The sequence below is a fragment of the Streptomyces blastmyceticus genome (assembly GCF_039521185.1).
GTDB lineage: Bacteria > Actinomycetota > Actinomycetes > Streptomycetales > Streptomycetaceae > Streptomyces > Streptomyces blastmyceticus.
In genome coordinates, this window is sequence record NZ_BAAABW010000016.1 from 88,951 (window position 1) to 108,499 (window position 19,549).

Annotated in this window: 16 protein-coding genes; 3 read left to right on the plus strand and 13 right to left on the minus strand. The window is 68.6% G+C overall.

The features are described from left to right. The first annotated feature begins 82 nt into the window (after window positions 1–82). Complete coding sequence (locus ABD269_RS14255) at window positions 83–286, plus strand: cold-shock protein (RefSeq protein WP_015607926.1); 204 nt, start codon at window positions 83–85, stop codon at window positions 284–286. Between the two features lie 138 nt (window positions 287–424). Beyond that, a complete protein-coding gene (locus tag ABD269_RS14260; RefSeq protein WP_344118204.1) occupies window positions 425–2,119 on the plus strand; it encodes a serine/threonine-protein kinase in 1,695 nt (564 codons plus the stop codon). 23 nt (window positions 2,120–2,142) lie between these two features. Here the strand turns inward: ABD269_RS14260 and ABD269_RS14265 are convergent, their stop codons facing one another. The 11 genes from ABD269_RS14265 to ABD269_RS14315 form a co-directional block, all read right to left on the minus strand. After that, window positions 2,143–2,943 (minus strand): M48 family metallopeptidase, encoded by an 801-nt coding sequence (locus ABD269_RS14265; protein ID WP_344118205.1) that lies wholly within the window; start codon window positions 2,941–2,943, stop codon window positions 2,143–2,145. Between the two features lie 10 nt (window positions 2,944–2,953). Beyond that, window positions 2,954–6,661 carry a type I restriction endonuclease subunit R gene (locus tag ABD269_RS14270; protein WP_344118207.1) on the minus strand — a complete coding sequence of 1,236 codons (3,708 nt, stop codon included), beginning with the start codon at window positions 6,659–6,661 and terminating at the stop codon, window positions 2,954–2,956. A gap of 153 nt (window positions 6,662–6,814) precedes the next feature. Next, window positions 6,815–7,084, minus strand: a complete 270-nt coding sequence (locus ABD269_RS14275) for a hypothetical protein (protein WP_344118208.1) — start codon at window positions 7,082–7,084, stop codon at window positions 6,815–6,817. Window positions 7,085–7,107: 23 nt separating this feature from the next. Continuing rightward, complete coding sequence (locus ABD269_RS14280) at window positions 7,108–7,455, minus strand: hypothetical protein (protein WP_344118209.1); 348 nt, start codon at window positions 7,453–7,455, stop codon at window positions 7,108–7,110. A 251-nt stretch (window positions 7,456–7,706) separates the two neighbouring features. Continuing rightward, on the minus strand, window positions 7,707–7,904 hold the full coding sequence (locus ABD269_RS14285; protein ID WP_344118210.1) for a DUF397 domain-containing protein: 198 nt from the start codon (window positions 7,902–7,904) through the stop codon (window positions 7,707–7,709). 4 nt (window positions 7,905–7,908) lie between these two features. Next, window positions 7,909–8,760 carry a helix-turn-helix domain-containing protein gene (locus ABD269_RS14290; RefSeq protein WP_344118211.1) on the minus strand — a complete coding sequence of 284 codons (852 nt, stop codon included), beginning with the start codon at window positions 8,758–8,760 and terminating at the stop codon, window positions 7,909–7,911. A gap of 86 nt (window positions 8,761–8,846) precedes the next feature. Then, window positions 8,847–10,055, minus strand: a complete 1,209-nt coding sequence (locus ABD269_RS14295) for a restriction endonuclease subunit S (protein ID WP_344118212.1) — start codon at window positions 10,053–10,055, stop codon at window positions 8,847–8,849. Further along, on the minus strand, window positions 10,042–12,753 hold the full coding sequence (locus ABD269_RS14300) for a type I restriction-modification system subunit M (RefSeq protein WP_344118213.1): 2,712 nt from the start codon (window positions 12,751–12,753) through the stop codon (window positions 10,042–10,044). The genes ABD269_RS14295 and ABD269_RS14300 overlap by 14 nt, the downstream gene beginning before the upstream one ends. A gap of 90 nt (window positions 12,754–12,843) precedes the next feature. Beyond that, the gene (locus ABD269_RS14305; protein WP_344118214.1) at window positions 12,844–13,581 is read right to left on the minus strand and encodes an RloB family protein; all 738 of its coding nucleotides are present in this window, start codon (window positions 13,579–13,581) and stop codon (window positions 12,844–12,846) included. Next, a complete protein-coding gene (locus ABD269_RS14310; RefSeq protein WP_344118215.1) occupies window positions 13,581–14,846 on the minus strand; it encodes an AAA family ATPase in 1,266 nt (421 codons plus the stop codon). The genes ABD269_RS14305 and ABD269_RS14310 overlap by 1 nt, the downstream gene beginning before the upstream one ends. Window positions 14,847–14,954: 108 nt before the next feature. Next, the gene (locus ABD269_RS14315) at window positions 14,955–16,241 is read right to left on the minus strand and encodes an adenylosuccinate synthase (RefSeq protein WP_301886410.1); all 1,287 of its coding nucleotides are present in this window, start codon (window positions 16,239–16,241) and stop codon (window positions 14,955–14,957) included. A gap of 175 nt (window positions 16,242–16,416) precedes the next feature. Here ABD269_RS14315 and ABD269_RS14320 point away from each other — a divergent pair, with 175 nt between their 5' ends. After that, window positions 16,417–17,346, plus strand: coding sequence for a diacylglycerol kinase (locus ABD269_RS14320; protein WP_344118217.1), 930 nt, complete (start codon window positions 16,417–16,419; stop codon window positions 17,344–17,346). Between the two features lie 107 nt (window positions 17,347–17,453). On the opposite strand, the gene ABD269_RS14325 is transcribed toward ABD269_RS14320, so the two are convergent. Together ABD269_RS14325 and ABD269_RS14330 are read right to left on the minus strand one after the other, a co-directional pair. Next, the gene (locus ABD269_RS14325; protein ID WP_301886408.1) at window positions 17,454–18,113 is read right to left on the minus strand and encodes a response regulator; all 660 of its coding nucleotides are present in this window, start codon (window positions 18,111–18,113) and stop codon (window positions 17,454–17,456) included. Continuing rightward, window positions 18,110–19,432 carry a sensor histidine kinase gene (locus ABD269_RS14330; protein ID WP_425572896.1) on the minus strand — a complete coding sequence of 441 codons (1,323 nt, stop codon included), beginning with the start codon at window positions 19,430–19,432 and terminating at the stop codon, window positions 18,110–18,112. The genes ABD269_RS14325 and ABD269_RS14330 overlap by 4 nt, the downstream gene beginning before the upstream one ends. Between the last annotated feature and the right edge of the window lie 117 nt (window positions 19,433–19,549).

Here is a 19,549-nt window from a genome sequence, read left to right on the forward strand (position 1 = left end):
GACGGTCTGTGACCTTCGGGCGCACTTGCATTATTCCGTGCAGTACGGAATTTCGACACCGCTGTCTTGTAGGAGACCTGTCTTGGCTACCGGCACCGTTAAGTGGTTCAACTCGGAAAAGGGCTTCGGCTTCATCGAGCAGGACGGCGGCGGCGCCGACGTCTTCGCGCACTACTCGAACATCGCGACGCAGGGCTTCCGTGAGCTCCAGGAGGGCCAGAAGGTCTCCTTCGACGTCACGCAGGGCCAGAAGGGCCCGCAGGCGGAGAACATCGTTCCCGCCTGACACGCCTCGCGCGTAACCGGCCTCGGCCGGGAAGCGGCCGGGACTCCCGCACTTTCACGGTGCGGGGTTCCGGCCGTTTGGCGTCCCGCTATTCTCCGCGAGGTACACAGCGGGGGAAATCGGGGAGGAGAGGGCGCCATGGAAAGCCTGCGGCCGGAGGATCCACGGACACTCGGCGCATATCGGCTGCTAGGCCGGCTCGGCGCCGGCGGCATGGGGCGCGTCTATCTGGCCCGCTCCGACCGCGGCCGCACGGTGGCGGTCAAGCTGGTCCACCGGGAGCTGGCCGGCCGGGAGGAGTTCCGCCGCCGCTTCCGCGCGGAGGTGCGGGCCGCGCGGCAGGTCGGCGGGGAGTGGACCGCGCCCGTCCTCGACGCGGACAACGACGCGGAGATCCCCTGGGTCGCCACCGGCTATATCGCGGGACCCTCCCTTCGGCAGGTCGTGGGCCGTGACTTCGGACCGCTGCCCGAGCGGTCCGTGCGCATCCTCGGCGCCGGGCTCGCCCGCGCCCTCCAGGCGATCCACGCCGCGGGCGTCGTCCACCGCGACCTCAAGCCGTCGAACGTCCTGATCACCCTGGACGGCCCCCGCGTCATCGACTTCGGCATCGCCCGCGCCCTGGAGAGCGTGCCGGACGGCGACGGACTCACCCGGACCGGCGCCGCCGTGGGCTCCCCCGGTTTCATGTCGCCCGAGCAGGTGCGGGGCGCCCGCGTCACCGCCGCCAGCGACGTCTTCTGCCTCGGCTCGGTGCTGGCCTACGCGGCCACCGGGCGGCTGCCCTTCGGCACGGCGGACAGCGGGGTGCACGCGCTGATGTACCGCATCGCCGAGGAGGAGCCGGACCTCACCGGCGTGCCCGGCTCCCTCCGGCCGCTGATCCTGGAGTTCCTCGCCAAGGACCCGGCCGACCGCCCGGCACCCGCGCAGGTGCTGGAGCGCACCGGCGTCGAGGAGCTGCCCGCCGACCTCGCGTCCACCGACCCCTGGCTGCCGGGCCCCCTGGTCGCCGGGCTGGGCCGGCACGCCGTACGGCTGCTGGACGTCGAGGAGCCCGTACGCTCCGCGGACCCCCTGCCGCCCGCCGTGCCCGCGCCCGACCCGACGCTGATATCCCCGCCCGGCCCGCCCCCGGCCGCCGAGCCGCCGACCGTGACCGCGGGCCGTACGGTCTCGCAGCCCCTGCCGCCGCCCGCCTGCGGACATCCGCACGCGGGCCCGTACGGCACCACCACCCACGCCGGGTACGCGCCCCCGCCTCCTCCCCCGCGCCGCTCCCGGACGCCCGCCGTGCTGGCCGCGGTGGTGGCCGCCGGGCTGCTCGCGGGCGGCGGCGCGGTCTATCTGTTCAAGCGGGGCGGGGACGACAGCGCGCACGGCCCCGCGCCGGCGCCCTCGACGCCCGGTGCGCCCACCCCGTCCTCCGGCACGCTCCCGGCGACGACGCCGGGCGACGGCAAGGACCCCGGCCCCGTGCCACAGACGTTCCTGGGCACCTGGCAGTCCGACTTCTCCACCAAGGGCGGTCCCAACACCCGCCGGATCGTCATCAGTCAGGGCTCCGTCGGCTCCCCCGTGGCCGACATCGCCGGCAACGGCACCACCGACGACGGCACGGTCTACCGCTGCGCGTGGACCGCGCCCCTGAGCGGCGGCGGCACCTCCGGCGCCCCACTCCGCCTCGGCCCCTCGACCGTCACGCTCGGCGAACCGTCGGACGCCTGCTCACCGGGCGAGCCCACGGAGCTGACGATCCTCCCGGACGGCTCGCTCAGCCGCCGCTTCGTCGGCACCGCCAAGGCACCGCTGACCTACCGCAAGGCGGGGTGAGTCAGGGGTACTGCCTCCGCGCTCTACCGCCGGACCTCCACGTCGCCCATCCACACGCGCCGCCCCAGCTCATCCAGCTCGGCCTTCAGCGTTCGGCACTCCGGCAGCGCCCTGCCCAACAGCCGCCAGTAGTCGGGTCCGTGCCCCGCAACACGAACATGAGCCAGTTCATGGGCGATCACGTAGTCGACGAGATGTATCGGCAGCTGGAAGGCAGCCCAGTGCAGCGCCATTCGTCCGCTGTCATCCGTACCGGCGCGGTACGTGCCCCAGCGGTGGCCCAGATCCCGGACTTCCACCTCCGGCTCGAGCACATCCATCCGTGCCGCCCACGGCTGCAGACGCCCCCGTACCCAGCGCAGCCCGGCTCGGCTGTACCAGGCGGCGAGCGCCTTACGGGCCTCCTGGGGAGCCGCGGCCACGGACCGGCTCAGCCGCATCCGTCCCGCCACCAGCCGCACGGGAAGGGCCGGTTCGCCGGAGTCGTCCACGACCAACAGCCGGTAGTCACGCCCGAGATAGCGGTGGATCTCTCCATCGCGCAGCGACCGTACGGGGTGCAGCTGCCGTCGCTCCTCGCTCAGCCGAAGCTTGCTGTCGATCCAGTGCCTGCTTCCCTGGACGAAATCCTCGGCCCGTAGGCGATCGCACTCCTGCGGAGCACGCAGGGTGAGTGAGCCGTCCCGCTCGACAGTCAGCCCCAGCCGCTTACGACGGAGGCTGACGCATACGTTCAGCGACAGCCCGTCCACGACGAGAGTCTGGCCCTCGACGAGCGCAGCTCCGCCGGGGCGGGGGAAGTGCGGGCTGGACTGTGCGGACATGCCCCTATTGTCACCGCCTCTCGGCCCGGAAAGCGTCGAGGTGCCGCACGGCATGGCCGACCAGCACCCCGGCCAGCCGTTCCAGTGCCGCACGGCCGCCGGCCCGCGGGCGGAGGCCGGCCTTGCGCAGGCGGTCCCAGATGTGCGCCTCCAGCTCGGTGACGTACGAGTCCTCCGCCCCGAACGAGGCCCGGGTCACGTGATCGACGATCTCCGCCCGCACCTCGACGACAAGCCGCCGGAGAAAGTCCGCATCCGGCGTGTCGAAGTCCGGATCCTCCGCCAGCTTCTCCCCCAGTAGGACATACAGCCGCTGCTCCATGGGCGACATGTCCGCGAGCCGCGGGTCCGCTTCCTCGGCCCTCCGGGCCCGCTCGACCAGTGGCCCCATGTGCTCCTTGATGTCCTGCCAGCGCCCCGCGAACTCCTCCAGGACCCTCTCCAGCTCTTCGGAGAGCTGCCGGTAGACCGGCCGGTCGTCACGCTCGAGCCGTTCCTCCAGGTGGTAGCGGAGGGCCTGCACCTGCTCCGCGGCGGCTTCCCGTACGGGCAGCCGGCCCACGATCTCGTCGAAGTCCGGGGCGAGGATCGACACCGGCGGGATAGCCTGCTCGATCTCCTGAACCGCCAGGTGGTCGGCGATCAGCTCCCGCACCTTCCGTCCGTAGCCCCGTATCGAGAAGCCGCCACCCGGGGCGTCCCGGTAATGCCGCCGGACCCGCAACTGCAGCAGGCTCCAACGGCGGACGTCGGGGATCCGCTCCAGCGCCCCCTCATGGGGCAGCACCCGGTCCACCGCGCCGAGGAACTCCCCGAGCAGCCTGTCGAACTCCGCCCGCAGCCTGAGGTCGTCCAGGGCATGCATGGCGCGGGTGAGACCGTCCCGGGTGTCGAGATCGTCGGCGTCGATCCCGACGCCGGCGAGGAATTCCTCGAACTCCTCGGCCGCCTTCCTCATGACCGGAATCTCGTCGTCCATGCTGCGCAGCGAGTCGAGCGCCGGCGGTTCGTTGCGGTAGGCGGCGAGTGTGGCTCCGAGGTTGTTCAGCACGCCGTAGTAGTCGACGACCAGGCCCTCCGTCTTCTCCCGCGCGGGCCGGTTGACCCGGGCGATGGCCTGGAGCAGCTCGGCGTCCCGGATCGGCCGGTCCAGGTAAAGCGCCTGCTCGATCGGCGCGTCGAATCCGGTGAGCAGCATGGACTTCACGATGAGGAACGCGACCGGCGCCTTCTCCTCCTCGACCGCCTGGTGCGGGGCCAGGTCGCTCCACGGATTCATCCCGCCGACGCCACCGGCGACCACGGGGTTGTCCGTGGCCGTCCATGGCTTGTCCGGCGGGTATTCGGGGAGGGGCTCCAGGAACCGGTCGATGTGCTCGCGCTGCCGTGCCTCGTCGGTCCAGTCCCGCCACACTCCGCTTTTCTGCTCCTTGCCGGCGGAGATGACCGGCACGAAGTCCATCCGCCGCAGCACCTCCCGATAGCGCCAGGCCCAGAAGAGCAGCAGCTCGTCATTGCTGTATGTTTCGGGCTTCCTCAGGCGCAGGGCCTCTCGTGCCCCGCTCGTGTCGAATTCCCGTACGCGTTCGAGCAGCTCGGTCCGCGCCTCCCGGAACGCGTCCCGGTAATACACCGCCGCGAGCCGACTGACCACGGCCACCTGCGCCTTGAAGCCTCCGGTGAGCGGACCCGTCACATAGTGCGCGAGCATGTTGGCCGCCTTCGCCCGGATCAGCGGCACGGACTCGGCGACCTCCCGCCCCGAGGGTGTTCCGTAGCGCTCGCGCACACGCCGCCGTTCCGCCTCGTCCAGTGGCTCGATGAGGTCCTCGAAGCAGTTGTTCAGCTCACGCTTCTCCCGCACCTCGGCGGTCGTGGCGCGCCCTTCGTAGCGAACCGGAACGATCACCTTGTCCGCTTCGGCCTCGTTCATGCGGTACGTGTCGAGGAACGCCGGCCTGCCACCCGGTTCCCGGCTCGGCTCGAGCCCGAAGATCCGTCCGGTGTCGGTGAGCCTGCCTTGCATCAGCGGCGTGCCGGTGAAGCCCACTCTGGCAGCGTTCGGCAGTGCCTTGCGCAGGCAGGCGTGCAGCACGGAGGTGTGCGAGCGGTGCGCCTCGTCCACCATCACCAGCACCTTGACCGAGTCGCTGCACTCCGGGAACACCCGGGCGGCGGCCTTCAAGGTCTCCTCGTCCGGCGAGGGGTCCGCGACCTCCTCCGGGTCCTCCCCCGCCTCGACGCGGGCCCGCGCCTGCTCGAAGTCATCGGTGAGCGCACCGTCCTCGCCGTCGGCGGTGTCCGCTCCTTCCGCTCCGTCGGTGTCCTTCGACAGCCCCGGAAGCTCGCCGAGGAACTTCTGGATCGTCGCGAAGATCACCGACCGGCCGCCGTGCCGCCCGGCCCGCCGCAGCATGCCCTCCAGGTCCGCCTGCGACTTCGCCTGGTGCACGGTGCTGCCGCTCAGCGCCACGGCCTCCTTCAACTGCCGTTGCAGATCCCTGCGGTCGGTGACTGCCACCAGAGTGATCTGGTTCAGCTCCGGATCCCGGCTCATGTGCAGCCGACGGGCAAGGAACTTCATCGTGAAGCTCTTCCCGGCGCCCTGCGTGTGCCAGATGACCCCGCCGCGCTCGTCCCGTTCCGCGCCCGGGTGCAGCCGAGTGCGTCCGTTACGGAGCTTGCGGACGATCCTCTCGGTGGCGCGGTACTGCTGATGGCGGCAGACCACCTTTGCCGTCTTCGGCGCCTGCGCCGCCTTATCGGCTGCCGGGGCCTTCTTCTTCTGGCTCTTGAGCGGCATCTCGAAGACGTAATGCCGGATGATGTTGAGCAGATTGCCCGGCTTCAACACCATCGCGGTCAGCTGGTGCTGAAGCGTCAGCGGCTCGTCCGCACCGATCAGCCCCCACTCGCGCAGCTCACGGCGGAGCGCGTCCGGGGAGCTGTAGTCCGGCTCCACGCTCCGCCACAGCGCGTAGTGCTCCTCCTCCGAGGAGATCGTCCCGAGCGCGGCGTCCTTCCCGTCGGCCGCCACCAGGAGTTGTACGGGCGCGAAGAATTCCGGGATGCCACGCGGGGCGGTCCCGGGCTCACGGGTGTCGTCCTCCAAGGGGCGCCCTGTATATGCCCGGAGGTCGCGGATGGCATCCGTGAGCGGATCGCGCTTGTCCTGCGACTTGCACTCGACGACCACGACCGGAATGCCGTTGACGAAGAGGACGAGATCGAGGATCGCGTCCTTCCCGTCCGCGTTACGGACACAGAGCTGGTCGACGACAAGGAAGTCGTTCCGCGCCAGAACCTCCTCCCGGCCGCCCTCCATCGCCTCGGGATCCCAGTCGACGAACCACACCTTCGCGTCACGCTCGTCCGGGGTCTTCTCCAGCGCCCCGTACACCAGCAGCGTGGTGGCCTGCTCGTTGGCCGTCTGCAGGGTGGATCCGGCCACATTGCGCGCGGCCTGTTTCAAGCGGTCGGCGGCGCGCAGGGCGTCGTCCTCGGACATCCAGCCGGTCATGGCACCGGGTAGCCTGTTGATCCGACGCAGGGCCCTGACCATCCGCTGCCGCAGGAAGATGTCGGTGAAGTCGCGCCCCTCCGCACGCTGAAGGTCGGGGCCGTGGACGTGCTGCCACCCCATCGCCTTGAGGTGGGCGAGAAGCGGCCGTTCCGCCTCATCCCGCTCGACCGTTCCCCTGGCCCCTCTGACAGCCATGCGCCGCGCCCCTCCCACGTACCGACGTCCTGGTGTTACTCGTCGGTCCATTGTGCGTCAGGAGACGCGGAGGGGGTCAGGTACGGCCCGTACGTATCCCGCGCTCGTGCGGGCGGGATACGTACGGGTGCGGCGGGTCATGGCCGGACGGGCCTACGGGTGGGGCCTCCCCTTGCTGTCATGTACGGCCTTGCGGCACTCCGGCGTACGGTCGGCGGGCGTCATGACGGGTACGCCGTCGAGCGCACGACAGAGCTGCGCGTGCAGCAACTCCGCTTCGGCGGGGGAGAGCCGAAGGGCGATGTCGGCGTCGAACCTGCCCTCCCGTTGCAGCCACAGGGGGATGGCGAGGCTGCCGTCGGGTTCACGGCGTACGGGCTTGCTGGGGACGCGGCTGATGCGCAGTCCGTGGGGAGTGCTCATTCCCTGCGAGCTGGTGGTTTCCATTAGACGGCCACCGCCTCGGGGACGAGGGCGTCGAAGTCGTTGCCGTCGAGGTCAGTGCGGCGCCGGTGCGGTTCGTGGGTGAGGACGTAGGGGCGTACGAGGGGGAAGGGGTCGGTGAACGCTGCGGGTTGCGAACCCGGCTTTCCGGGGCACTGGGGCGGGGCAAAGACGCGGATGAGCAGGCGCAGGCCGGACGCGGTGCGGGGACGGTGTGCGGTGGTGAGTGCGAGGCAGTTGCCGCTCTGCGGCCGGAGGTTGGGGGTGCGGCGTCGGCCGGTGGCCGGGATGAGGGCGGCGAGGAGGTGGGCGAGTGTTCGTTGGAGGGTGAGCCAGATACGGTGGGTCATGCTGACGCTCCTGATAAGCGTTGGCCGGCCCCGGGGTGCCACGAACACCGCCGGGGCGTCTTGGTTTGGCGCATCAACCCCTCGCTAGTCGCTAGGAGTTGGGCGACCCACACGCACCGTAGCGCCACATGCAGATCCAGACAACATGTTGCGTCGCGTCGGATGTTATTGGCATATGCCGCAGGCGAACATGCGTACACGAAAAAGCCCCTACCTAAGCAGGTGAGGGCTAACAGTCTGCCTGTAACGAACTACGCAAAGTTCTCGTACTTGCCGGTTTTGACTCCCATCAGGAAGGCTTGAAGCTTCTCCGGGTAGATCCGGAGGACCGTCTCGGGGTCATCACTCTCGCGCACAAAGACGTCGCCCCCTCGCCGCGCAATTTCCAGGCAGTTGCCGGTGTCTGCCGAGTACGAGGACTTGAGCCACGTTATCTCCACTGTTCTCACGCTTTCATAGGTGCTGTGCTGCTTCGCGAATGAAGTCCAGCGAGCGGCCTGGGCCAAGTGAACGCTGTTCCATGCGGTCCAGCACCACGCGGTAGTTCACGAGGTGAGTGTCGGCGTACAAGAATGCCACTCCTGTAGGAACATCGATTTGCACCATGTCGAGCTCGGGAACCGGCCCATACGCATAGTGAGTTGAGCTCCCAGCGTTCGCAAATCCGCCGGCCTCAAACGGGACAACGCGGATCGTCACGTTCTCCCGATCGGACTGCTCCAGGAGGTGGGCCAACTGGGTCTGAAGCACGGCCCGAGCACCGAACCGCATGCGCAACGCTGACTCATGGACGAGGAACGTGCACTCCGGAGGCCGCGAACGATCGAGCACGTCACTGCGCCTGACCCGAAACTCAAGCTTTCGCTCAAGATCCTCAGGCGCCAGCGACGGCACCGCTTCCTGGAAGATGGCACGTGCGTAGTCTCTGTGTTGGAGAAGTCCGGGCATATGCATGATCTGAGCAGACCGGAGCGCAACGGCGCGGTGTTCCATCTCCGCAAGGTCCAGAAGCGCTGCGGGCAACGTGCCTCGGTACTCGTCCCACCAGTACGCACCGCGCTCTCGGGCCATCTCAGCGAGGGCATCGATGTACTTGGCTTCAGGGCACGAGTAGTTGGCTGCCCATACACGGACCCGATCGCTACTCACACCGGACCGCGCCGATTCCGTGTTGCTGACGGTGGTCCGGTCCGTGCGGTGCAGTACGGCAGCCTCGTTGATCGACATGCCCACGCGCTCGCGCATCTTGCGCAGCTCCGCGCCCAGTCGACGCTGCCGCTCGGTCGGAGGCTTTCTGGCCGACATCGGCTCCCCCTATCTCCTTGCCTCACGGTGTGGACCATGCGTTGACACGGGCCACGTCAGCCTGTCGCGAGCAGGAAACGTCCTGCCTACGCCACGTCGCCGACTCGCACCCTTCCGCTGAGCAGATCGTCCGCCAAGCCCTGCTTTAGGGTGCGCAGTTTAGCGACTGACACCTCAGCTACACGCTCCTCTTCCATGATTCCTTTCAGTACCTCAATAATTCGCCTCTGATCTGCCAGAGGAGGCAGAACCATTACATAGGAAGAGAGGTCCTTACGGTTGAGCTTTGGAATTCCCGTACGCCCTGAAACGCTCTCGGCAAACTTAGAAAAAGTCTCACTCAACAACTCGGCCCAGAGGAACTCTGGAAGCACCTCACCGGTCGGCCGGAGCGGATACATATCCGCCGAACACGTGCCAACGAAATCGGCCACTACCACTTTTCGAAGTCCTGGCCGGATCTTGCTGAGAACGACATCCCCTGGGCGCACAATGTACTTGCCACTCATAGCCCCTTGGGCTCTCGCCGATTCCCGGCCGATCACACGTCCCGTCCGGGACTCGACATGGTCAGGAGCTAGCAAGACCTGGTCGAGATACGGCATTTCTCGGGGGTCCACTTGCCCCGTTGGAAGCTGCACGATATCCGTGAGCTTCCGCTGATGCCAGTCAGCCGTAGCCGACTGCATTGCTGCTTCCAGTACCCCTTGCCGTACGGTGCGCAACTTTGCAATCTTCACCTCAGCTGCACACGCCACCTCAGAGGCAGCTTCCAAGAATTCGACAATGCGACGCTGCACATCGACGGGAATTATTGGCAGTGGCAGGTCCGATAGCGCCTTTCGGTTAATCGTATACAGGCCTGAACTTGTAGCTGACCTTGCCAACCAATGCCGCCTGGCCTGCGGGGAGTTGATCAGCAATTCAGCAAGCTTAGGCAGAGTGCGGTTTCCACAAAGACGGAATAGGTGATTCTGATGCAGCAACCCGTCCACCTCCGGGCCTGCCATAGCGCAGCGGCCGATCTCCTGGGGGTTTGCATGCCCTTCAACCACAAGGAGGTCGCCAGTTCGGACAGCAAAGCGCTGCTCGTCTTGCGGCATCTCCTCGATCTCCGAGATATCCGAAAGATCGATACCTCCGCGTCGCACATTAGCTACACGGAGATATCCGCGCCGGTTGCGCTCGGGCCTGCGCGATGGACCCAGTGCAATTCCCGACTTAACTTCGTAGAGTTCGCCTACCGTAGCCAGTGGCCACGGGCCAGCCCCGTCACGGAAATCAGGACGCAACATAGCCCAGCTCCTCCAGGAACCCGTCCAACCGCTCCGCAGCAGCCTTTCGCCGCGCCTCGATATCGCGCAGCGACACCGCGTACTTGTCCTCCCAGAGGCGATACGCCCCGATCAACTCACGCCGCCTCCGCACCACATGCCCATCCAACTTGGCGACAAGGTCGTCGTGGAGGATGCCCAGCACGACATCGCGCCGACCCGTAGGGATCTCGTCCAGGGCCCGGCGAGCCCGGCGCAGGCGGGGATCGCGAGCCTTCTCCTCGTCGGCCCCGTCGCCCTCAGCAACGGAAACGTCCAGCGCCGTCTGCCCCGACGCAGTCGCCTCAACAGCCACCGCCTTCGGCTTCTTCGGCTTCGCCGAAGACCGCCCCGCCCCGTCCAGCGGCCAGAAGTCGTCCTCCAACTCCTTCACCGCCTTACCCGCAGCCGTCCGCTCCCGCTTCAGCTTCTTCAGATCCGCCTCGCTCAGCAGCGCCTCCGCTACCGACGGATCCAGCGCACCCGGAGCCTCATCCTCCTCGGCTCCGTCCGTCACCCCGGCCTCCGCCGCCGCCCGCGCGGCCTCCGCCTCCTCCGCGGCCTTGACCTTGACGTCCAGCTCCGCCTTCCGGCGATCCGCCTCCGCCAGCTCCTTCAGGAAATCCGGCGCGATCCTGGCCACGACCTTGTGGTCGTACGCCTGCCGCCGCTCCGCCCCCGAGCGCTTGCGCACACCACCCGTGCGCGGGTCCGGCTCGGGTTCCAGCATCGTCTCGACCGTGTCGACCCAGCCGTCCACGACACCGCCGAAGCCGTTTGCCAGGAGGGCCTTGAAGTCGTTCCTCGCGTCCTGCCACCAGCCGGCGACCGCGCCCGCCAGAGCGTGCTCGTCGAGGAGGCCGACGCCGAGAAGGCGGCCCCGGAAGGAGTCGATCAAGTCGGCCCGCAGCCGGGCCAATTGCTTACGCTGCTCGAACGCCGTACGGTCGTCGCCCTCGTACGGGGCGAGCATCGTGATCTGTTCGGTCTCGGCGGCCCACCACTTCTCGAACGCTTCCCGGAGCACCCGCTCCCGGTCCTCGGCCAGCCGCGTCAGCCGCTCGGCGTCGGGACGACGGTCCTCCGGCAGGAAGTCCACGTATGCCGGGTCTGCGTCGTCACCGACCCGCTGCTCGAAAAGGTCCTCGATCCCGATCCCGTAGGCGTCGAGCAGCGGCTTCTTCGCCTCGATCTCCGCCCTCGGTACTCCGCCCACGAGATGCGCGCGTACGTCCTGCGGCTCCGGCGGCGGAGTGTTGTCCACGTACCGGCGGATGTTGAGGTTGTACTCGTTGTCCGCCAGTTCCTTCTTGCTCACGCAACGCGAGAAGCGCTCGACCTCACCGAAGGCGTGGAAGGTGGACACGATCTTTTCCACGTGCTCGGGCAGCAGCACGTTCTGTGCCCGCTCCGCGTGGAATTCCCGGTCGGCGTTGATGAAGAGGACCTTGCCCCGCCGCTCCGGCGCCTTTCGCCCCGGGGCCCGGAGCACCAGCACGCTCGCCGGGATGCCCGTCCCGTAGAAGAGGTTGGGGGCCAGGCCGATGACCGCCTCCAGGAGGTCGGCCTCGATCAGCTTCGCCCGGATCTTCTGCTCCTCGCCGCCCCGGAAGAGCACGCCGTGCGGCATGACCGTGAAGACGGAGCCGCCGCGCCCTCCGACCATGTACAGCATGTGCTGGAGGAACATCAGGTCGGCCTTGCCACGCTCGGAGGTCTGGCCGTACGGCATGCGGTCCGCGAGCGCGGCGACTTCGGATTCCTTGTAGTCCATCGAGAACGGCGGGTTGCTCAGCACGACGTCGTAGGACTTGTCCAGGTGCTGTGGATTACTGAGGGTGTCGCCGGTCTTCAGGCTGAAGTGACGGGCCCCGTGGAAGAGCATGTTCATGGTGGCCATGACCCACGAACCGCTGTTGGCGTCCTGACCGGCAAGGTTCAGGTTGTCGGAGTCACCACCGTGTTCTTCGATGTACTCCTTGGCATGGATGAGCATGCCGCCCGAACCGACACAAGGGTCGTAGATGTGCTGCCCGGCCTCCGGCTTCGCCAGTTCGACCATCATCTGCACGACGGCACGCGGCGTATAGAACTCGCCGCCCTTCGCGCCCGCCGAGTCCGCGAAGTCCTTGAGCAGGTACTCGTAGGCGGCGCCGATCACATCGGGGAATTCCAGGTCCTCACCACGCAGCCGCAGACTGCCGAAGTGCTCGACCAGCGCGGCAAGCCGCTTGTCCGCGAGCTTGGCCGCCGCGGCGCCGCTGCCACCGCCGCCACCGATGCGGTTGAAGTTGACGTGGCGGAAGAGACCATGAAGTCGTTCGTTGCCCTTCTGCCCTTCGAGCGCATCGAGCGCCGGCTGCAGATACTGGGTGGCCACATCGTCGACCGCCCCGGCCAACCGTGCCCAGCGGGCCCCCTCCGGAACGTACATGACCTTACGGATCAGGTAGTTCTTCGGAGTGTCCGCCTCTTCATCGGCCTCTTCCCGGGACTGCCCGTCCGCCAAGGCCTCCTTGATGATCTCTTCCCGCGCGGCGTCGTACTCGTCGTTGACCCGCTTGAGGAAGAGCAGGACCAAAAGGAAATCGCGGTATTCCGCGGCGTCCATCGTGCCGCGCAGAATATCCGCGGCTGCGAAGAGGTGGCGCTCCAGCTGGGCGAGCGTGAGCTTGGCCACGTAACGGCTCCTTGAGTCCTGAGTCCTTGGGTGTGCCCGGCGGCAACCCAGCGCTTGGGGGTGTGCGCCGCGCGGGCGCACCTGCGCAGCTTAGTAGCCGCTGAGCAGCAGGCCTTTCTCCACGAAACACCACACGTCGGTGTACGGATCCCACGCGTTCGGATTCGCCCCGCCGTGCCCGTTGTTGATCTTCTTGGCGTGATTCTTGGCGGCGCTGTACCGGTTATTTCCCTCAGCGCCGAGAATCTGGTCCGGCTTGACGTGCTTCGACTGATCCTTGGAGACGTTCTTGACGTTTTTCCCGTAGGTCTGCGCGAAGCCGGGCTGCTGGCGCAGCTTGCTGTTGGCACCACCGCAGACGCCACCGAAGGTGCTGGTGTAGTTCTGGTAGTGCAGAAGACGCCACAGCTCGAAGCACGGGTGGGAGTAGGCGATCTTCACTCCCGCCTGCTCGGCCAGACTCCTGGCCTCGGGGATGCCGGGGTGTTCGTCGCGGTCGAAGAGGACCCACACCTGCGGCCAGTTCCAGTCCTTCTCCTCCAGCCCGGCTTCCCTGGCCACGCGCTCAGCCCTCCGGAGGACGGGGACGGCCTCTTGGACCATACGCAGGGGCTTGCGGTACTTGCTCTCGGCAGTCGCATTCTCGAAGCGGTGCTGGACCCGGCGGTCCGGATCGGCCCACATGCCCCGCCCGATGATGAGGTCGATGTACTGGACCTCGGTGACCTCACCCTCGGTGAAGATGTGGACCTGCCGCGGAAGGTTCTTCCGGCTTCTCTTCGAGCCCTTCTGCCGGGCCGCGCTGTCCCTCCCCTTGGACCTCGCCATCAGATCTCTTCCGTCTCCATCTGCGCGCTCGTATCCGTCTCCAGCAGCCGCCGCCCGACCTGCCCCTCCGAGACCCTGGGCACCCCCCCGAAGGAGCCCGCCAGATAGGACGACATCAGGTCCTGCTCATCCGTCGGCTCCCAGTCGGAGATCGGGAACAGCTCAGTGGCGCCCCGTTCGTCCTTCTCCGTGAGCCACAGCTGCCCCGGCTCCAGCAGCCGTCGGCCACTGGGGGTCCGGAAAAGCGACGGATCGTGGGCAGTGAAGATCAGTTGCGCCCCCTTGGGGTTCACCCAAGGAGTCTGGAAGAGCCGTACGACCTCGGCCGCAAAACGGGAGTGGAGGCTGGCATCCAGCTCGTCGACGAGGAGTACGGCGCCGGTGTCGAGGGCGAGCAGCAGCGGACCGATCAGCGCGAACCAGGAGCGGGTGCCGAAGGACTCCGCCTGCCAGTCGAGTGACACGGGCTCCTCGCCGGCGCCGGAGTGCCGCAGCCGCACCACGGGCGGCTTGCCCGGTTGAAGCTCCACATCGGCCCCGGCGATCCCGAGATCGGCGACGCGCAGCAGTTCCTCGACGCGTCGTCGTGACGTCTCGCTCTCCAGCAGGCGCTGCGCGGTGTAAGCCTCGCGCTGCGAGCGCTCGGCCTCCGGGGTGATGTCCCAGAGGTTCCGCTTGAACCAGTCGTAGATGGGGGTGAGTTGCGGGTGCCCGTCGTTGGCGGCACGGGTCAGCAACAGGGAGTTACGGCGAGTGGTGCTCGCCAGCCGGGCCCGGTCCTGCAACCGTGCGCCGGGGAAGTCATAGACCTTCTCGCGCGAGGCGTCCCGGTCGAACCAGGTGTTGCGCCGTCCCTTGGGATAGGCGAAGAGCCATTCCGACTCCACCCGCGTCGCACCCAGCTCGAAGCCGTACGTCCAGCGGACACCGTCCTCCAGGACGAAATCCACCTCGTAGAACGTCTTCTCCGCCGCCGCCTCGGGATCGAGCGCGAACTCGTCGCGCGGGATGCCGTCGTACGAGGTCCACTCCGCGTACGAGCTGAGGACCGCCTGGGACATCTTCTTCAGAGCGGTGATGACGTTGGACTTGCCCGACGCGTTCGCGCCGAAGATCCCGAGCACGGGATAGAGGGCGAGTTGCTTGCCGTCGGAGAGCGGCAGCCGACGGGCGCCCGTGCCCTCGTCCCCCTCGGGCACGACGAACGACAGCTCCTGCTCGTCGCGCAGGGACCGTACGTTGGCCACCCGGAATCTCAGCAGCATCCCGTCTCCTTCATGGCGCACAGCCTAGCCACGCCGCCGTGTGCCCACCCGGCCCAAGTGCTGTGGCCGACGAGCACAGCGCTCGCCGGCCACAGAACCAAGGTCCTGCTACGAGAGGAAGGAGTTGATCTCGATCGTCTCGGTGCGGCCCGGGCCGACGCCGATCGCGGAGATCGGCGCGCCGGACATCTCCTCCAGGGCCTTCACGTACGCCTGCGCGTTCTTCGGCAGGTCGGCGAAGGTCTTGGCCTTGGTGATGTCCTCGGACCAGCCCGGCAGCATCTCGTAGATCGGCTTCGCGTGGTGGAAGTCGCTCTGGCTGTAGGGCAGCTCCTCGACGCGCTTGCCGTCGATCTCGTACGCGACGCAGACCGGGATCTGCTCCCAGCCCGTGAGCACGTCGAGCTTGGTGAGGAAGAAGTCCGTCAGACCGTTGACGCGGGTCGCGTAGCGGGCGATGACCGCGTCGAACCAGCCGCAGCGGCGGTCACGGCCGGTGGTCACACCGCGCTCGCCACCGATGGTGCGCAGCGCCTCGCCGTCCTTGTCGAACAGCTCGGTCGGGAACGGACCGGCGCCCACGCGCGTGGTGTACGCCTTGAGGATGCCGATCACGCGGCTGATCTTCGTCGGGCCGACGCCCGCCCCCGTGCAGGCGCCGCCCGCGGTCGGGTTGGACGAGGTGACGAAGGGGTACGTGCCGTGGTCCACGTCGAGCAGCGTGCCCTGGCCGCCCTCGAAGAGGACGACCTTGCCCTCGTCGATGGCGTTGTTGAGGATCAGCGTCGTGTCGGCCACGTACGGCTTGATCTGCTCGGCGTAGGTGAGCAGCTCCTCGACGATCGCGCCGGCCTCGATGGCCCGGCGGTTGTAGAGCTTCGCCAGGATCTGGTTCTTGAAGTCGAGAGCGGCCTCGACCTTCTGCGTCAGGATCGACTCGTCGTAGAGGTCCTGGACGCGGATGCCCACGCGGTTGATCTTGTCCGCGTAGGTCGGGCCGATGCCGCGGCCCGTGGTGCCGATCTTCCGCGAGCCGAGGAAGCGTTCCGTCACCTTGTCGACCGTGGTGTGGTACGGCGTGATCAGGTGCGCGTTACCGCTGACCAGCAGCTTCGACGTGTCGACGCCGCGCTCGTTGAGTCCGCTCAGCTCGGAGAGCAGGACCGCCGGGTCGACGACGACTCCGTTGCCGATCACCGGGGTGCACCCCGGCGAGAGGATTCCGGAAGGGAGGAGATGCAGCGCGTATTTCTGGTCGCCGACGACCACCGTGTGGCCGGCGTTGTTGCCACCTTGGTAGCGCACCACATAGTCCACGGATCCACCGAGGAGGTCGGTGGCCTTTCCCTTGCCCTCGTCACCCCACTGAGCACCGAGCAGCACAAGTGCGGGCACAGGCGTACACCCCTTCCGGGCGGGGCATGTCCAACGTGCGTGGTGGTGTTCACCCGCTTGCTCAGGGCGTACACCACCGCTAGAGCCGTCGAACCGGTGCCCCGGATAGACGAAGCCCCTGGCGCAACAGCGACAGGGGCTCTTGCACCGAGAGATTACCTGAGGAAGGACCGAGGTGTCGGCTCCAGACTCCACCGAGCAGCCTCTGCTCGTGGTCATCGACCCGGTCGCCCGCCGTGTGGACGGCGAGTCCGTACGGATCGCGAGGGATGTCCTCTGCGGCGGCGCGGTGGCCAAAATCTGCTTCCCCGAGGGGCCGCAGGACGTCGAGCGCGCCCTGGCCCGCCGGGGCCGCAGACGGCCCGTCGTCATCGGCGACGACCGGGCGCTGCTGCGCGTCGTCCATCTGCTGCACCAGCGCCGTGACCTGCCGGAAGTCCCGGTCTCCCTGGTCCCGGTCGGTGCGCTGCCCGCCGTGTCGCTGGCCCGTGCGCTGGGGGTGCCCCTGGGCACGGTCGCGGCCTCCCGGGCCGTGCTGGACGGCGCAGAGCGGCGGCTGGACGCCCTGGTCGACGACGCCGGCGGGGTCGTCCTGGGCGGGCTGTGGATCCCGGGGCCGGGTGGCCTGAACCGGACGCCGGAGGCGACGGCGGCGGCTGAGCCGAACGGGTCACCGGAAACGGGCATAGCCGACGTGGCTGATGTCACTGAAGTCACCGCCTCGGAGGGCGGCGTCGGTGATCATCAGTCATGGTGGTCGCCCGCGGCGCGCACAGCCCGCTCGGCCCTGACGCTGCTGACCGGCCCGGCGGCCCGCCACCAGCTGCCGTCCTGCACACGGCTGCGGGTGGAGGCGGACGGCGTGCTGCTGGTGGATCTGGACGAGCCGGTGGCGCGGGTGGCGCTGTGCGCGGTGGACGGTCAGGCGGAGGTGACCGTCCACACGCACTCCGCGGAACTGCCCTCTGTCGCCCGCGCGACCCGCGTCTCGATCTCGGGCCCCTCGTTCCACTACCGCGCGGACAACGTCCTGACGGGCCCGGTCCGGACACGCACGTGGTCGGTGCGGGAGGGGGCTTGGCGACTGGTGCTGCCGCGGGGGTGAGTGGGGAGGTCGTTGCCCGGCGCCGGCCCCGGCGGTTTCGTTCCCCACCCCGCCCCTTCCCGAAACTGGGGGCTTCGCCCCCAGACCCCCCGGGGGGTGCGCAATCGTCACCGACCCGGGGTCACCAGCCCCGCCTCGTACGCGAAGACCGCCGCCTGCGTCCGGTCCCGAAGCCCGAGCTTCACCAGGATCCGGCTCACATGCGTCTTCACCGTCGACTCCGCCACGACCAGCCCCGCCGCGATCTCGGAGTTGGAGCAGCCCTGCGCCACCAGCACCAGCACCTCCGTCTCCCGCTCCGTGAGGTCGCCGATCCGCTCCTGCGTCGGCACCTTCGGCGCGCCGAGCCGCGAGAACTCCTGGATGAGCCGCTTGGTGACCGTCGGGGCGAGCAGCGCCTCGCCGGACGCCACGACCCGCACGCCGTCCGCGAGCTGGCGGGCGGAGGCGTCCTTGAGCAGGAAGCCGCTCGCCCCGGCGCGCAGCGCCTGGTAGACGTACTCGTCCAGGTCGAAGGTGGTCAGCACCAGCACCTTCGCGTCGGCGTCCGCCGCGACGATCTCCCGGGTCGCCTCCAGGCCGTTGAGCACGGGCATCCGGATGTCCATCAGGACGACGTCGGGGCGCAGCGCCGCGACCTGCCGGACGGCCTGCCGCCCGTCCAGCGCCTCCCCGACGACCTCGATGTCGGGCTGGGCGTTCAGCAGGACGGAGAACCCTTCGCGGACCATCATCTGGTCGTCGACGATCAGCACGCGGATGGTCATGCGGCGGCCTCGCCCAGGGCGACGGGGAGGAACGCGGCGACCTCGTAGCCGCCGTCCTCGGTGGCCTCCGCCGTCATCTCGCCGCCGAGCATCCCGACCCGTTCCCGCATGCCGAGCACGCCGTGCCCGGCGCCGGGCGAGGGCTTGGCCAGGCGGTCCGCCGGGCCGTTGACGACGCGCAGGCCGAGCCCGCCGAGCACATGGCTGATCTCCACGCGGACGTCGGCGCCGGGCGCGTGCCGCAGCGCGTTGCTCAGCGCCTCCTGCACGATGCGGTACGCCGACAGCTCCACGCCCTGCGGCAGGGGCCGCACCGCGCCGGTGGTGACGTACTCCACCGCGGGGCCGGCCGCGCGGACGTTGTCGATCAGCGCGCCGATGTCGGCGAGGGTCGGCTGCGGCGCCTCGGGCCCGGGATACGCGTCGGGGTTCTCCGAGCGGACGACGCCGAGGACGCGGCGCAGCTCGGTCAGGGCCGCCACGGCGTTCTCGCGGATCGTCTGGAAGGCGGCGGCGAGCTCCGGCGGGGTGTCCTCGACGCGGTACGGGGCCGCCTCCGCCTGGATCGCGACGACCGACATGTGGTGGGCGACGACGTCGTGCAGCTCGCGGGCGATGGTGGTGCGCTCCTCCAGGACCGTGCGCCGGGACCGCTCCACCTCGGTGACGGCCGCCTGCGCGGCGACCTGCTGCTTGGACTCGCGCAGACCGCGGACGGCCAGGACGACGAAGAGGAGGATGCCGGAGAGGATCAGCATCTGGAACAGGTCGGAGACGAAGAAGCCGCTGCCGTACGAACCGAACGTCCTGAGGAACAGCCCGATGAAGACCCCCAGCGCCCCGGTGAGCAGCCACATCTCGGCCGCCACGCGGGGCCGGGTCCGCAGCGCCACGACCAGCATGACGAAGACATGGGAGAAGAACCCGCCCGGCGACCACGGCCCGTAGCCGCTCAGGAGCGTGCCCGAGAGCAGCAGCGCGCCCGTCGACAGCCACCACGCGCCGACGGGCCGGAAGAGCGTCATGACCATCGGTATGCCGATGACCAGCCCCGTGACCAGCCCGGACAGGCCACCCAGGCGGTCGGCGGCCGCGAGCATGACGATGCAGGTGAAGCCGACGAGGGTGATGTGCGGGAACCACCGGGCGTAGCGCTCGGCGCGGCCGGGCAGCCTGCGGACCAGCCGGTGCCCGGCGGGCAGCGGTGGCAGCGGCCGGAAGGCGAAGGCGTCGGTGAAGAGGTCCTCGCGAAGCCCGCCGAGGGCGCTCTTCGCCAGGCGCATCTCGCTGCGCAGACTGGGCTCATAGGTGTCGGTCACACCATCAAAGGTAGGCAAAGGCGCGGGGCCGGGGCGTCCGCAAGGATGAGGATCTCCGGGCGTCCGTCTCAAGTACTACGCGCGGACCTGCGGGGTTTCCCTCCACCCCGCGGCTCC

Coding starts and splice junctions, on each gene's coding strand:
- ABD269_RS14260 (WP_344118204.1), top strand. CDS start 425: ATGGAAAGCCTGCGGCCGGAGGATCCACGGACACTCGGCGCATATCGG.
- ABD269_RS14265 (WP_344118205.1), bottom strand. CDS start 2,943: ATGTCCGCACAGTCCAGCCCGCACTTCCCCCGCCCCGGCGGAGCTGCG.
- ABD269_RS14270 (WP_344118207.1), bottom strand. CDS start 6,661: ATGGCTGTCAGAGGGGCCAGGGGAACGGTCGAGCGGGATGAGGCGGAA.
- ABD269_RS14275 (WP_344118208.1), bottom strand. CDS start 7,084: ATGAGCACTCCCCACGGACTGCGCATCAGCCGCGTCCCCAGCAAGCCC.
- ABD269_RS14280 (WP_344118209.1), bottom strand. CDS start 7,455: ATGACCCACCGTATCTGGCTCACCCTCCAACGAACACTCGCCCACCTC.
- ABD269_RS14290 (WP_344118211.1), bottom strand. CDS start 8,760: ATGTCGGCCAGAAAGCCTCCGACCGAGCGGCAGCGTCGACTGGGCGCG.
- ABD269_RS14295 (WP_344118212.1), bottom strand. CDS start 10,055: ATGTTGCGTCCTGATTTCCGTGACGGGGCTGGCCCGTGGCCACTGGCT.
- ABD269_RS14305 (WP_344118214.1), bottom strand. CDS start 13,581: ATGGCGAGGTCCAAGGGGAGGGACAGCGCGGCCCGGCAGAAGGGCTCG.
- ABD269_RS14310 (WP_344118215.1), bottom strand. CDS start 14,846: ATGCTGCTGAGATTCCGGGTGGCCAACGTACGGTCCCTGCGCGACGAG.
- ABD269_RS14325 (WP_301886408.1), bottom strand. CDS start 18,113: ATGACCATCCGCGTGCTGATCGTCGACGACCAGATGATGGTCCGCGAA.